The 13,989-nt window shown below is 66.2% G+C and carries 12 protein-coding genes and 3 tRNA genes; 4 read left to right on the forward strand and 11 right to left on the reverse strand.

Going from position 1 to position 13,989, the window contains the following annotated elements; all coding sequences use genetic code 11:
* Positions 1-2: 2 nt before the first annotated feature.
* Positions 3-596 carry a 3-isopropylmalate dehydratase small subunit gene (gene leuD / locus EV375_RS10685; protein ID WP_130299236.1) on the reverse strand — a complete coding sequence of 198 codons (594 nt, stop codon included), beginning with the start codon at positions 594-596 and terminating at the stop codon, positions 3-5.
* Positions 597-609: 13 nt separating this feature from the next.
* Positions 610-2,034, reverse strand: coding sequence for a 3-isopropylmalate dehydratase large subunit (gene leuC, locus EV375_RS10690; protein ID WP_130299237.1), 1,425 nt, complete (start codon positions 2,032-2,034; stop codon positions 610-612).
* A 167-nt stretch (positions 2,035-2,201) separates the two neighbouring features.
* On the opposite strand from leuC, the gene ndgR reads away from it, so the two are divergent.
* Complete coding sequence (gene ndgR / locus EV375_RS10695; RefSeq protein WP_028435366.1) at positions 2,202-2,921, forward strand: IclR family transcriptional regulator NdgR; 720 nt, start codon at positions 2,202-2,204, stop codon at positions 2,919-2,921.
* 73 nt (positions 2,922-2,994) lie between these two features.
* On the opposite strand, the gene EV375_RS10700 is transcribed toward ndgR, so the two are convergent.
* A complete protein-coding gene (locus EV375_RS10700) occupies positions 2,995-3,492 on the reverse strand; it encodes a DUF4188 domain-containing protein (RefSeq protein ID WP_130299238.1) in 498 nt (165 codons plus the stop codon).
* A 109-nt stretch (positions 3,493-3,601) separates the two neighbouring features.
* On the opposite strand from EV375_RS10700, the gene EV375_RS10705 reads away from it, so the two are divergent.
* Positions 3,602-4,249 carry a MerR family transcriptional regulator gene (locus EV375_RS10705; RefSeq protein ID WP_130299239.1) on the forward strand — a complete coding sequence of 216 codons (648 nt, stop codon included), beginning with the start codon at positions 3,602-3,604 and terminating at the stop codon, positions 4,247-4,249.
* A gap of 68 nt (positions 4,250-4,317) precedes the next feature.
* On the opposite strand, the gene EV375_RS10710 is transcribed toward EV375_RS10705, so the two are convergent.
* The 8 genes from EV375_RS10710 to EV375_RS10745 form a co-directional block, all read right to left on the reverse strand.
* Positions 4,318-4,390: transfer RNA gene (locus EV375_RS10710), tRNA-Glu, on the reverse strand.
* Positions 4,391-4,420: 30 nt separating this feature from the next.
* A tRNA-Glu gene (locus EV375_RS10715) sits at positions 4,421-4,493 on the reverse strand.
* 48 nt (positions 4,494-4,541) lie between these two features.
* Positions 4,542-4,613: transfer RNA gene (locus EV375_RS10720), tRNA-Gln, on the reverse strand.
* A 134-nt stretch (positions 4,614-4,747) separates the two neighbouring features.
* Positions 4,748-8,245: a DEAD/DEAH box helicase family protein gene (locus EV375_RS10725; RefSeq protein ID WP_207228054.1), complete on the reverse strand. Its 3,498-nt coding sequence runs from the start codon at positions 8,243-8,245 to the stop codon at positions 4,748-4,750.
* 104 nt (positions 8,246-8,349) lie between these two features.
* On the reverse strand, positions 8,350-9,582 hold the full coding sequence (locus EV375_RS10730; RefSeq protein WP_130299240.1) for a restriction endonuclease subunit S: 1,233 nt from the start codon (positions 9,580-9,582) through the stop codon (positions 8,350-8,352).
* Positions 9,579-11,093 carry an HsdM family class I SAM-dependent methyltransferase gene (locus tag EV375_RS10735; protein ID WP_130299241.1) on the reverse strand — a complete coding sequence of 505 codons (1,515 nt, stop codon included), beginning with the start codon at positions 11,091-11,093 and terminating at the stop codon, positions 9,579-9,581. Before EV375_RS10735 ends, EV375_RS10730 begins: the two co-directional genes overlap by 4 nt.
* Positions 11,094-11,167: 74 nt before the next feature.
* A complete protein-coding gene (locus tag EV375_RS10740) occupies positions 11,168-11,368 on the reverse strand; it encodes a DUF397 domain-containing protein (RefSeq protein ID WP_130299242.1) in 201 nt (66 codons plus the stop codon).
* Positions 11,365-12,180, reverse strand: a complete 816-nt coding sequence (locus EV375_RS10745) for a Scr1 family TA system antitoxin-like transcriptional regulator (RefSeq protein WP_130299243.1) — start codon at positions 12,178-12,180, stop codon at positions 11,365-11,367. The genes EV375_RS10740 and EV375_RS10745 overlap by 4 nt, the downstream gene beginning before the upstream one ends.
* Before the next feature lie 124 nt (positions 12,181-12,304).
* Here EV375_RS10745 and EV375_RS10750 point away from each other — a divergent pair, with 124 nt between their 5' ends.
* Positions 12,305-12,895: an ATP-binding protein gene (locus tag EV375_RS10750; RefSeq protein ID WP_130299244.1), complete on the forward strand. Its 591-nt coding sequence runs from the start codon at positions 12,305-12,307 to the stop codon at positions 12,893-12,895.
* 118 nt (positions 12,896-13,013) lie between these two features.
* On the forward strand, positions 13,014-13,937 hold the full coding sequence (locus EV375_RS10755; protein WP_130299245.1) for a DUF3800 domain-containing protein: 924 nt from the start codon (positions 13,014-13,016) through the stop codon (positions 13,935-13,937).
* Positions 13,938-13,989: the final 52 nt, after the last annotated feature.

The following is a 13,989-nucleotide window of genomic DNA, read 5'->3' on the forward strand; positions in this document are numbered from 1 at the left end:
CGTCACACCTGCTGCGTAAGGGGTTTGAACGAGGGGCGCCGCGATTCGTAGTCGGCGATGGCGCCCTCGTTCTTCAGGGTGAGGCTGATGTCGTCCAGACCTTCCAGCAGCCGCCACCTGGCGTTCTCGTCCAGCTCGAAGGCCGACTCGATGCCGGGCGCGATGATCTTGCGCTCGACGAGATCGACGGTGACCTCCGCCTGGGGGTCGGACTCGGCCAGCCGCCACAGCGCCTCGACGGTCTCGCGCGGCTGCACGACCGTGAGCAGGCCGTTCTTCAGGGAGTTGCCGCGGAAGATGTCCGCGAAGCGCGGCGAGACGACGACCTTGAAGCCGTAGTTCTGGAGCGCCCAGACGGCGTGCTCGCGGGAGGAGCCGGTGCCGAAGTCCTCACCGGCGACGAGCACCGTGCCGCCCTTGTACGCCTCCTGGTTGAGCACGAAGTCGTCCTGCTTGCGCCACGCCTCGAAGAGTCCGTCCTCGAAGCCGTCGCGGGTGACCTTCTTCAGCCAGTGCGCGGGGATGATCTGGTCGGTGTCGACGTTGCTGCGGCGCAGCGGTACGAGCCGCCCGGTGTGTGTCGTGAAGGCTTCCATGGTGATTTCCTCCTCAGACGCCGGCGGGCACTCGTACGTCGGTCAGGTCGGCGGGTGAGGCCAGGCGCCCCAGCACCGCCGTCGCCGCGGCGACCTGCGGCGAGACCAGGTGGGTGCGGCCGCCCTTGCCCTGCCTGCCTTCGAAGTTGCGGTTCGATGTGGACGCGGCGCGCTCACCCGGCTTGAGCTGGTCGGGGTTCATGCCCAGGCACATCGAGCAGCCCGCGTGCCGCCATTCGGCCCCGGCCGCCGTGAAGATCTTGTCCAGGCCCTCTTCGACGGCCTGGAGCGCGACGCGTACCGAGCCGGGCACGACCAGCATCCTGGTCCCGTCGGCGACCTGCCGCCCCTGGAGGACGGCCGCGGCCGAACGCAGGTCCTCGATACGGCCGTTGGTGCACGAGCCGACGAAGACGGTGTCCACGCCGACCTCGCGCAGCGGCTGCCCGGCAGTCAGCCCCATGTACTCCAGCGCCTTCTCGGCCGCCACCCTGGCACCCTCGTCCTCGAACGAGGCCGGGTCCGGCACGGAATCAGACAGCGGCGCGCCCTGGCCCGGGTTCGTTCCCCAGGTCACGAACGGGGCCAACTCCCCGCCCTCGATGACGACCTCGTGGTCGAAGACCGCGTCGTCGTCGGTGCGCAGCGTCTTCCAGTACTCGACGGCGGCGTCCCAGTCGGCGCCCTGCGGTGCGTGCTCCCGGCCCCGGACGTACTCGACGGTGGTGTCGTCGGGGGCGATCATTCCGGCGCGGGCGCCCGCCTCGATGGACATGTTGCAGATGGTCATCCGCGCTTCCATCGACAGCTTCTCGATGGCCTCGCCGCGGTATTCGATGACGTAGCCCTGGCCGCCGCCCGTGCCGATCCTGGCGATGATCGCGAGGATGAGGTCCTTCGCCGTGACGTCCTCGGGGAGTTCGCCGTTGACGGTGACCGCCATCGTGCGGAACGGCGCCATCGGCAGCGTCTGGGTCGCCAGCACGTGTTCGACCTGGCTGGTGCCGATACCGAAGGCGAGTGCGCCGAACGCGCCGTGCGTGGAGGTGTGCGAGTCGCCGCAGACCACGGTCGTTCCCGGCTGGGTCAGGCCGAGCTGCGGCCCGACCACGTGCACGACGCCCTGCTCGACGTCGCCCAGGGGGTGCAGCCGTACGCCGAAGTCCGCGCAGTTCTTGCGCAGCGTCTCCAGCTGCGTGCGTGAGACGGGGTCGGCGATGGGCTTGTCGATGTCGATGGTGGGGGTGTTGTGGTCCTCGGTCGCGATGGTGAGGTCGGTGCGGCGCACACGCCGGCCGTTCTTGCGAAGACCGTCGAAGGCCTGCGGGCTGGTCACCTCGTGCAGCAGGTGCAGGTCGATGAAGAGCAGGTCCGGCTCGCCTTCGGCGCGCGTGACGACGTGGTCGTCCCAGACTTTCTCCGCGAGTGTCCGTCCCATCGCTTTCCCTCCGGCCGGCCGCGTCGCCGGCCCACATGTCGAGATCCATTGGCTCACCACGGCCGCAGTGGTTCTGCCGGTCCTTGGTGTGCTGCGCCACTCCAGGGTGGCGGGTGGCGTCGGAAAAGGAACTTGCGTTTCATACTCTGAGACGCGAGTATCGACGCATGGACAACTCTAGTGGTGTCGGCGTTCTCGACAAGGCGGCCCTGGTACTGAGCGCCCTGGAGTCCGGTCCGGCCACCCTCGCCGGGCTGGTCGGGGCGACCGGCCTGGCCCGCCCGACGGCACACAGACTCGCGGTGGCCCTGGAGCACCACCGCCTGGTCGCCCGGGACATACAGGGGCGCTTCATCCTCGGCCCGCGCCTGGGCGAACTCGCCGCCGCGGCGGGCGAGGACCGCCTTCTCGCCTCCGCCGGGCCCGTACTCACGCACCTTCGCGACGTGACGGGCGAGAGCGCACAGCTCTACCGGCGTCAGGGAGACATGCGCATCTGCGTGGCGGCCGCCGAGCGGCTGTCCGGATTGCGGGACACGGTCCCGGTCGGCTCGACGCTGCCGATGAAGGCGGGTTCGGCGGCACAGATCCTGATGGCCTGGGAGGAGCCGGAGCGCCTGCACCGCGGCCTCCAGGGAGCACGCTTCACGGCGACAGCGCTCTCGGGCGTACGGCGCAGGGGCTGGGCACAGTCCGTGGGCGAACGCGAACCCGGCGTGGCCTCCGTCTCGGCGCCTGTGCGCGGTCCGTCCAACCGCGTCGTCGCCGCCGTCTCCGTTTCCGGGCCGATCGAGCGGCTGACCCGGCATCCCGGCCGCATGCACGCCCAGGCGATCGTCGACGCCGCGGCACGGCTGAGCGAGTCGCTGCGCAGGACGACGGGCTGAGCGGCGGCACTCGCACTCCGAGGCCGCACGCCCCCATGAACGGCAGACGCCGGTCACGCCCCGCCTGCCCGCGTCAGGCCTCGGCCCGGCCGGACGCCATCCGCTCCGCAGCGCGCTCACCGCGCCTGCCCACCGATTCGGTTCCATGTGCCGACCCGAGGCCGTAGGGCGGCATGTTCACGTACACCGACTCGTGACGTCCCGCGGGGACCGCGTACGTCTCGTGCCAGATCCCCACGGCGGCACCGCTGTTGCGGGCCCGGCGGTTGAACGCCGCCCACGCCGACCGGTGTTCCTTGTCCGCGGCCGAGGCGTATGCGAACAGCTTCTCCTCGGACTCCCAGTACTGCACCACGCTGAAGTCGCGCAGCCCGCCGAGCTGAACCCGGAAGCCCAGCAGGCCACTTGAGGGGTCCTTCGAGAGCTCCTTCAGCATCCGCGGCATCGCCGTGAACACGGGCGGCCAACTGCGCAGCGCCCGCAGCCTGTTGATCCGCATCCCGATCAGGAACACGACGACGTCGCCCCGGGCCGCGGCCGTCATCCGCCCCTCCGGCACCTTCCCTGCCATGGCACACACTCCCTCCGTTATTGGAGAGCTCCACTATCCACTATAGGATAGTGGAGCTCTCCAATCGGAAGCGCAAGCGTAAAAGGACAGCTCGACGGGACGGGACACGATGCGTCTGGCGGAACTGAGCGAACGCAGCGGCATCAGCACCGCGACGGTCAAGTACTACCTGCGCGAGGGGCTGCTTCCGCCGGGCCGCCGCGTCTCGGCGACGCACGCCGAGTACGAGGAGTCCCACCTGCGCCGACTCGGCCTCATCCGCGCCCTCACCCAGGTCGGCCGGCTCCCCGTGGCGACGGCCCGTGAGGTGCTGGCGTGCGTCGACGACACCTCCCTGGACCAGCACAGCCGCATCGGGGCCGCCGTGCGGGCCCTCCCCCACGGGGACCGGCCCGCGGCGGACGACCCGGAGGCCGACGGCGCGGAGCGCACCGCCCGGGCTCTGCTCGAGGACCTCGACTGGGAGTTCTCGCAGTCCGCCGGGCCCGCTTCCCCCGCGTACCGGATGCTGGTCGGCGCGATCGCAGCGCTGCGGCGCCTCGGCTACCCGTGCGGGCCGGAGAACCTGCTGCCGTACGCACGGGCAGCCGCGCAGGTGGCCAAGAGTGACCTGGATCTCGTGGCCGGCATCGACCACGCGGAGGAGCAGATCGAGGCCGCCGTGGCCTGCACCGTGCTCTACGAGCCGGTGCTGCTCAGCCTGCGGCGGCTCGCGGAGGCGGAGGAGTCCAACAGGCGCTTCAGCGAAGAGGGTTGAAGGCGCTGGAAACGAAGATCGGGAACGAAAGAAGCCCTCCGCTTCCCGCGGAGGGCTTCTTGATCGAGTACCCCCGACCGGATTCGAACCGGCGCTACCGCCTTGAGAGGGCGGCGTGCTAGGCCGCTACACAACGGGGGCTCCTGCTCGGCCGGTGTTTCCACCGACCCGTACCCCCGACCGGATTCGAACCGGCGCTACCGCCTTGAGAGGGCGGCGTGCTAGGCCGCTACACAACGGGGGCCTCGATCTTGTGAATTGCGCCTGTGAAGTGCGCCGATGCAAGATCGCGCTGGGCTACCAGGACTCGAACCTAGACTAACTGAACCAGAATCAGTCGTGCTGCCAATTACACCATAGCCCACCAAAACACAATCCCCTGGCGGGGATTTTGTCCGGGTGGCCGCCTTCCGGTCGGGCCTCGCGGCCTCGCCCCGTTCGGCGACAGGAAGAACAGTACCCGATCGACGACAGCGCTCCAAAACGGGTTCCGTGCAGTCAGGCGGCCAGCGCGGGAGGCACCGCGCGCCGGCGCAGCTCCTTGAAGACAACCGCCAGATCGTCGATTTCCCCGTCGCTGAAGTGGCCGTCCACCGCCCCGTGATCCTTGAACGGCTGCTCGTAGAGATCCCGGAGATGGATCACACCGTTGTGCACCACGTACTCGATGATCATCTTCACGAAGTGCAGCTGCCTCGAGGTGAGTGCGTACTGTGCCTGGAACTCCGCGAACGCGTCCTGAGCGGCGGCGCGATCGAGCCCCCGCAGGCCTCGCACGAAGAGCCCGAGATCACGCTGGCCGAGATGCTCCAGATCCTCCGGGGAGGCGACGCCCTCCGCCAGGAACACGGTCTCCAGATCGCTCAGGTCCTCCTCGGTGATCTGCTCGTTCGTGTACAGCTTGCGCACCGCCGGAACGTCCTCGTGACGTGCCAGGTACGCACGGGCCCGCTGACGGAAACGCTGCTCGTCTGTGCCTTGTGGGACGCCCTTCAGCTCCACCTCGGCGAGCGCACCCAGCTCGTCCTCGAAATCCGTGTAGACGATGTTTCGCTTGGCCCGCTCGTCCACCAGTCGCACCAGGCCACGCATCCGGCGTCGCATGTGGTCGACCATCGGGACCGTGACGTCCTGCCACCACTCCTCCCCCGCCACGGATTCCAGCAGCTCGGCCTGCTCGCGGACGACGGGGATGTTGGTCTTGCCCAGAAGGTCATGCGCGATCTCGCGCACCTTCGTGCGCAGGCGCCCGTAGGAGCCGCCGCCCTCCAGTGCCGCAAGTTCGAGGGAGTAAGCGGTGAGGTCGAAGCGCTTGGCGTCCTCGTCGGTGTCCTCGCCTTCGGGCCGGTATTCGCTCGGCAGCTTCAGCAGCTTCTCGCTGATCTCCGCGGCCTTCTCCTCGTCCAACCGGTGCCAGCTGGTGAAATCGCTGTAGATCTCCACCTCCCGGCGGTGCGGACGCACCAGGAAGTTGCCGGTGTTCATCGCGGCCACCGTGTCGCGTAGTCGCCGGGCGGTGGACCAGCGCAGCGCCGACTCGGTCGACGGCTCCGGAGCCTTTCCCGCATCCTGTGCGGGGTCCGGCGGCTGCCGGCGGTCCAGTGCACGCACGAGTTCCAACTGGCGTTGCAGGACACGCTCGGTGAGGCTGGGCGCCTGGCGTCCGGGGTCCCTCCCCAGCTCCGCGTTGAAGAACTCGACGTTGCCGCACAGGTCGAAGACGTAGAAGTTCTCCTTGTGCCCACCGGGGCCGAAGATGTTCTCCCGCAGGCGGGTGCCGCGGCCGATCATCTGCCAGAACTTCGTGGGCGAGTAGACCGGTTTGAAGAAGACGAGGTTCAGCACCTCGGGCACATCGATGCCGGTGTCCAGCATGTCGACTGAGATCGCGATGTCCGGGGCCTTCTCCGGGGCGGAGAAGTCGTCGATCAGCTGCTGGGCCTTCTTCTCGCGGTAGGTGATCACGCGGGCGTCATGGCCTGCTCCCTGCGGGTAGTGGAGGTTGTACTGATCCTCGATGGCGCGCGCGTGATCGTTGTTCTTGGCGAAGATGATGGTCTTGCCGATCCGGTCGCCGGCCTCGACACGGTGGCCCAGGGTCATCAGGACTTCCAGTGCCTGGTCGATCGTCGGCTTGTTGAAGAGATACGTGTTGATCTCGTCAGGGGTGACCTCGGTGGGTATCTGGCCGTCCTCGGTCCACTCAAGGTTCTCCCAGGCTTCCTTCTGCTCCTGGCTGAGCTCGTCGTACCTCAGTCCCCTGGTGAGGATCTTCAGGGGGACGTCGACCGCCTTCGGAGGCACGAGGAAGCCGTCCTCCACGGCTTCGTCCAGGCTGTAGGAGTCCGTGGGGACGCCGTCCTCCAGCTGGAAGAGGCGGTAGGTGCTCCGGTCGATGCCGTTCTTGGGGGTGGCGGTGAGGCCGAGCAGCAGCGAGTCGAAGTACTCGAAGAGTTCGCCGTACTTGTCGTAGACCGAGCGGTGAGCCTCGTCGATGACGATCAGGTCGAAGAAGCCGGGGCCGAAGCGGCGGCGGCCGTCCTCCGTCAGCTCGTCGATGCGGTTCATCATCGTCGGATAGGTCGAGACGAAGACGCGGCCCTCCGTCTGCCTCTCGGTGAGCAGATTGACGGTGGGCGTGTGCTCCAGATGCTTCTTGAACGCGTTGACGGCCTGGGTGACCAGGGCCTGCCGGTCGGCGAGGAACAGAACACGACGTGCCCAGTTCGCCTTCTGGAGCAGGTCGATGAGGGCGACGGTCGTACGGGTCTTGCCCGTGCCGGTGGCCATCACCAGCAGAGCGCGCCGCTGCTTGTCCCGGTCGAAGGTCTCACCGACCCGCTGGATCGCATGCCGCTGGTAGTTGCGGTCGGCGATCTTCGGGTTCACGTTCTTAGCCATCAGCGCACGACGGCCGGCCCGCTGCCTGATCAGCCAGTGCAGCTCGTCCTTGGTACGGAATCCCTGGACCTGGCGAGGTGGGTAGCCGTTCTCATCGTCCCAGATGTAGGTCTCGTAGCCGTTGGTGTAGAAGATGACGGGGCGCAGGCCGTACTTCTGCTGTACGGCGTCCGCGTAACGCCTCGCCTGCTCCCGGCCCTCGTACGCGTCGACCTTGGCCCGCTTGGCCTCGACCACGGCGAGGGGCTTGTCGTCGTCGCCCCAGAGCACGTAGTCGATGCGGCCCTTGCCGGAGGGGGTGTCCAGCCCGGTGATCTCGAACTCGCGGTCCCGGTCGTCCGTCAGATCCCAGCCCGCCTCCTTGAGGAGGGCGTCGATGAACAGGTCGCGGGTGGCGGCTTCGTCGTAATCGTGCTGGTCGGTGCGCGCCTGGTTGTGGGCCTTCGCGGCGGCGACTTTGGCGCGGAGTTCGACGACTTCTGCTTCGAGTGCTTCGCCCTTCGCGCGGGCCGCGGCAAGCGCTTTGGACAGGGCCTCGCGCTCTGTCTTGTCCTTCTTGTCCTTGTCCAGGAGCTCGGCGCGCTTCAGCTTGCGGACCTCGGCAGGTACGGGGCGCCGGATTCGTCCACTGTCGAACTGGGTTCCTGGAGGCGGGAGTTCATCGGGCGAATCGGTGTACGTTCGCGCGAGCCAGTACATGACCTGGAAGAGTTCAGCGACGATCTTGACGGCCGTCCTGGAGGCGAACTCCCCGGGCTTGTGCACGGCGTTGTTGCCCTGCTTGCGGATCAGGTCCATCTTCGTGCGCAGGCCGGGGCCGACGAGATTCACCAGGGTCGGCTCGTGGATCATGCCGTTCAGGTCGTTGCTGTGCGGCTCGCGCAGGGAGGCGTCGGCCCGGTACATCCACCGGAGCGTGAACTCCAGAGTGCGGCGAGCGTAGAAGCAGGACGTACGGGGGTCGGCGTACGCGAGCCGCTCGGCGTGTTCCGCCTCGGCGTACAGGTCGGGCCACTCCTGCTCGACGAACGCGAAGTTACTCGGGGGGCGACCCGATCCGTGGTTGCCGTTCGCGTCGCCGCTGCCCGTCATCATTCCGCGCGTCCCCCTTCCGTGGCTCCGGCCCTTCGTGCGACTCCTGGCGGTAAGGGGATGAGGCTCAAGTACCGGCTCACGGCCAGGAGTTGGTGTGCTGTGAGCTAGGCCGCCTGATCCTGCCAGAGGGTGCCGTTGAACGCACGCTGCTGGAGGGACGTGAAGAGCTCGTCGAGGGCGGCGAGGTGGGCTACATGTTGTTGACGACGCTCCTTCAGCGCTGCCATCTTGGCAACAAATCGCTCTTGCAATTCAATTGGCGGGATGGGGAGTCGCACAGAGCTGAGTCCTTTGATGTTCAGGTTGTATTGGCCAGCAGACGTCTTGCACAGCTTACGTAGGGCAGCCCGGCCAGCATCACTACACATGTACGCGTGTACGAATTCAGGACGCAACACACTCTTGGGAAGACGAGCCCGAATCAGGTACGAGGCGAAGACAACATGGCGTTGTTCAAACCTTGCGGCGAAGTGATCTCCCTGGAAAACCGCGCAACGGCCAACATAATTTGGGTTGCCATTTGACCGCACAAACAACAAGTCCCCCTCGTCGAGGCGCAAACGCCTCGCCTCAGCTTCCGACAACGAGACGGTCTTGAGGTTTTCGAGATCGAGGACACCATTCACAACGTTGGGGATACGCAGGACAACTAGACCTTCATTGGTTGACTTCTGCGAAGTTCCGTAACTGAATTCGTCCACATAGTCCCCAAAATTTCCTGCAGGCCACCCGCCATAGCCGAGATGGTCGGTGCAGAAGTCCTGAGCGAAGAGAGACTGAGCGAGGTCGTCGAGGAGGGCGATGGCCTCGCGTCGCTTGGCGCGCAGGGCATCGACCTGGTCGAGGGCGGCGGCAATGCGTTCCTGCTCCCCGAGTGACGGCAAAGGCAGCACAAGTGGAATGAGGTCTTTCTTGTTCAATTGGGGGACGGAACTCCCGCTGACAACCTGTTCCAGGTCGAAAGAGAGGAACCACTGGTACAGGTAGTTGACGTCAATTAGTCCATAGCGAGGGCGCACCGCCATCAAATTCGGATCCAGAACGGTAGGACGCTTCACGACCCGCTTCTTGTTAGTCGCGATGGCGCCACCCCGCTTCGGGAGGATGACGGCACCCCCGGGACATGTCGCAGATGCCTGGCCGGGCTTTGCACTCCATCGCTGAGTGGCAAGGAGTTCCTGCTCGTTTCCGGCGAGGTTCATATCGGAGACACGCGCCAGAAGGTATCCACCCTGCTGCCCTGCCCAGTCTTCCCCTTCCGGCAAGGAACTGCCAGCATAAAAATCGGCAACATCGCCGAGCTGAGCGTAGGCCGTCTCGTGGGGCAGTTCGGTCACAGCATTCCCTTCAGCTCCGCCGTTCCTTTGGCGATCTCCGCGTCCAGCCGTTCCAAGTCGGCGATGATGTCTAGCGGAGCCCGGGTTTCGATCTCCTCTTGGATGATCTCCTTGTAGCGGTTCAGGCTCAGGTCGTAGTCCTGGCCTGCAATGTCCGCCTTCGGGACGAAGAAGCTCTGTTCTGTGCGCTCTCGCTTCAGTTCGTCGCCGTCGCGATCACGCCAACAGGCAAGTACGTCGGGGAGGTTGTTCTTCTCGTGCTCAGCCTCTTCCAGGGACTCCAACGGCCGGGCGCCCAGCTTCGCCTCGGGAAGCAAGGGGTTGCGCTTGTCGTCAAGGCTCAGGCCGTCCGCGCGTACGTCGTAGAACCAGACGTTGTCTGTGCCGCCCGAGTCGGTGCGGGTGAAGACGAGGATCGCCGTCGAGACTCCGGCGTACGGCTTGAAGACGCCGCTCGGCAGCTTCACTACCGCTTCCAGCTTCTGTTCCTCGACCAACTGCCGGCGCAGCTCCTTGTGCGCCTTGGACGAGCCGAACAGCACACCGTCCGGGACGATGACCGCCGCGCGCCCGCCCGGCTTCAACAGGCGCAGGAACAGGGCCAGAAAGAGGAGTTCGGTCTTCTTCGTCTTGACGACCTTGAGGAGGTCCTTCGACGTCGTCTCGTAGTCCAGGCTGCCGGCGAAGGGAGGGTTCGCGAGGATCAACGAGTAACTGTCCTGCTCTTCGCCCGCGCTCTCGGAGAGCGAGTCGCGATAGCGGATGTCCGGCTGTTCCACGCCGTGCAACAGCATGTTCATCGAGCCGATGCGGAGCATCGTCGAGTCGAAGTCGAAGCCGTGGAACATGCTGTTGTTGAAATGACGGCGCTGCTCCGCGTCGTAGAGCGCGCTGTCGTGCTCACGAGCCACATACTCGGCGCTGCCGACCAGGAAGCCTCCCGTGCCACATGCCGGGTCGCAGATCTCGTCGCCCGGGCTGGGCTCCATCATCTCGACCATGAGCTGGATGATGTGCCGGGGCGTTCGGAACTGCCCGTTCTGTCCGGCGGATGCGATCTTGCTGAGCATGTACTCGTAGAGATCGCCGTTGGTGTCCTTGTCCTGCATCGGGATGTCCTCCAGCAGAAGGACTACCTTGGACAGCAGGTTGGGGGTCGGGATCGTGAAGCGGGCGTCCCGCATGTGGTCCGAGTACGTGGAGCCCTCGGCACCTAGACCGCGAAGGTACGGGAAGACGCCCGTCGCGACCAGGTCGTACATGACTTGAGGGTCACGGTCTTTGAAGTTCTGCCAGCGCAGGTCTTGTTGGTCAGCCGTGAAGAACGGATTGGGATCCGTCTCGCCCAGGCGGGCCTGCTTCTTGTCCTTGACTGTCTGCAACTCGTCCAACCGGCGGACGAAGAGCAGGTATGTGATCTGCTCCATCACCTCCAGCGGGTTGGAGATGCCGCCCGACCAGAACGCGTCCCAGACGCGGTCCACCTTGCTCTTCAGTTCACCCGTAATCACGGAGCGATCCTACTGGTCTTGCGTCCAGTGAGCGGTCAGGGCGCGGCAACTGGACAGCCGGTGGGTGCAGTTGGCTACACGACATCCGCAGGCGGATCGCTGATCCGAAGGCTGCCGAGAAACCGGTGCCAGGAAGCGGACGGAATGTTCAACACGGGCCCGTCACCGCGCTTCGAATCACGCACATACACAAGCGCAGGATCAGCAGCCACCTCTACGCAGTCACCACCGCCGGAGTCGCTGTAACTGCTCTTGCGCCACTTCAACTCGCTCATAGCTCTCCCGCCAACTCCCTGATGAGACTGAGGGATTCCTCCGGTCGGAGGGCTTGCCGACCGATCATGGCACAGCGTCGCGCCAGCGTACCGACCTCATCCGGCTTGGACACGAGGGTGCTCCGGTCGTTGCCCTCCATGTATACAAGCCGCTCGTTCTCGGGTGTTTCAACCAACTTCATCGGACCACGCAAACCCGCGTGCGCTCCCCGCTCTGTCGGCATCACCTGAAGGGTCACGCTCGGCCGCTCAGCGCAGGCCAACAGGTGCTCATACTGAGCCTTCATGGTGCTCTGGTCACCGACCCGCCGCCGCACCGCACCCTCTTCGAGAACGATGTCGACGACACACACCGGCTTCCTTGTCAGCAGGGCCGCACGTTCCAATCGCGCGACAGTGAGTTGCTCAAGCTCCTCGTCGTCCAGCGGCGGGAACCCGCATCGCAGCACCTCACGCGCGTACGCCTCCGTCTGGAGCAGACCGTCGATGACCTGCGTGCACCACGACATAACGCTCAACGCTTCCTGCTCAAGCCGCACAAAGCCCTGGAAGTACTCCGGGTAGCGCTCCAGGCGCAGGTACTTGCTCGCGGCCCGGATGACGCCCCCGGCGTCCAGCGCCTTCTCCGCTGCCTCCACGAACTCGTCCGTTGCCGGCTTCGCGCCCGTCTCCACCGCGCTCACCGCTGCGCCCGTGTAGTTCATGCGCGCGCCCAGGTCGTTCTGGGACAGCCCAGCCGAAATGCGCAGCAGGCGGAGGATCTCCGCGAAGTACTGCGCGGACGGGGAGGTTGCCTTCTTGTGCTGCGTCATCGTCGGTCCACCGCTCCTCAACTCGCCTCAACGCTCTGCAACGTCGATCGCCCCAAGGTCGCCGCCCACCGCTGTCGACATGGGATCACTACCGAACGTAATCAGCTGTGACGATCCTGGTCACATGAATCAGGAAAGTCATGAGAACGCTCCCGCCCTCTCCTCGCTCGTCTGGTGGCGGAGGTTCCCCTCCGTCCCGCGGAGCGTCACGCTCGCCCGGAGAGCAGTCGCGGAGGGCCTGCGGGACTGGGGCATGGCGGACGGCGGCTCGCAGGATGTGGCGCTCGTCGTCTCCGAGCTGGTGACGAACGCCGTGCGGCACGGTCTCGTTCCCGGCCGGCTGGTCGAAGTGCGGCTGGAGTACGACTTGGAGAAGGCCGTGACCGTGGAGGTCTTCGACGCGGGCGATCGCCGCCCACCCGCGGCTGCTCTGCAACTCCCGTTCGCGAGTGGGCCGACCGCCCTGGCCGAGTCCGGCCGCGGGCTGGCACTGGTCGCCGAGTTCGCGGCGGAGTGGGGCGTGCGGGACCGGGGTGTCGGTAAGACGGTGTGGGCGCGCCTGCTGGTGGGGCGTGTGCGAAGGCATGAGCAATCCGGCGCAAAGGCGGCACCGCTTGGGTGCGACAGCCGCTCGGCACGCGCCCCCGGAGCTTCTTCGCGCCCCGCACGGAGCGGCAGTGACCTGGTGTCAACCGAGGGTGACCTCTCGGCTTGACCCGTGCCGACCCCGGTGGCAACATCGCCATCAGCAACCAAAGAAACCGTGCATATGACTGCACAGACCCTGTGGCCGCCTCCGGGCGGCCACAGACGTTTTCGGGGGAGCGCACCGCGTGCACTTGTGCTATATCGACGAAGCCGGCAACGGGCAGACCCTCGACCCCGCGAGGCCGGATGCGCCGCCCGTACTTGTGGTCGGCGGCTTCACCGTTCCCCGGTCCCAGGTCAAGGCGCTCACATGGGACTTCCTCAGGGTCAAGAAGCACTACCGGCCACAGCTTCAGCGCGCCACGTTTCTCTCCGAGGTGATCCAGCACGAGGTCAAGGGCTCGGACGTGCGGAAGAACATCCGTGTGGGCAACCACAGTTGGCGTCGCGCGGCCTTCGACCTCCTCGGTTCACTGTTGGAGGTGTTGGAGCAGCATGATGCGCGCGTCCTGGCCAGGGTGTGGGTGAAGGAGGAGGGGCGTGCTTTCGACGAAACGGGTGTGTACAGCTCTTCCGTCAGTGCGCTGACAGAGACGTTCCAAGCGCAGCTCGCTCACGAGCATTCGCGCGGGATGATGGTCCTCGACAGCCGCACGAAGTCGAAGAACGCACCGAACGTGCACTGCGTGACCACGCGCAAGTACCGTGCGGGCGGCGATGGTTACCGCGGGATCATCGAGTCTCCGGTCTTCGGCCACAGCGACACGCACACGCTGCTTCAGCTCGCCGATCTGGTGGTGTCGTCGCTGCTGTTCCCGATCGCGTGTCACGCCTACACCAGCGATCTCACGTGGAACGTGCACTGTGACGACGCCTACGCAGGGCTGCGGGCAGACTTTGGCGACCGCCTTCGCAAGCTCCAGTTCCGGTACCGGGACCCGGTGGGGAAATGGCGTGGCGGGATCGTGGTCTCGGACCGGCGTTCGGCGCAGTCCTCCAGCGCGATGTTCGGGCCGGGGAAGAGCGCGGCACGGCCTCTCGTGCCGCAGCAGCTGCGCCCTGGGGCAGATGTGCGCAATGCTCCCCAGGATCCGGCAGGACCGGGCTGAGACTCGGGAGGCCTGCGGGGCCGCCGCCTCACAGCCGGGTTCAGACGGGTCC

The sequence above is a fragment of the Streptomyces sp. CNZ301 genome (genome assembly GCF_004217425.1).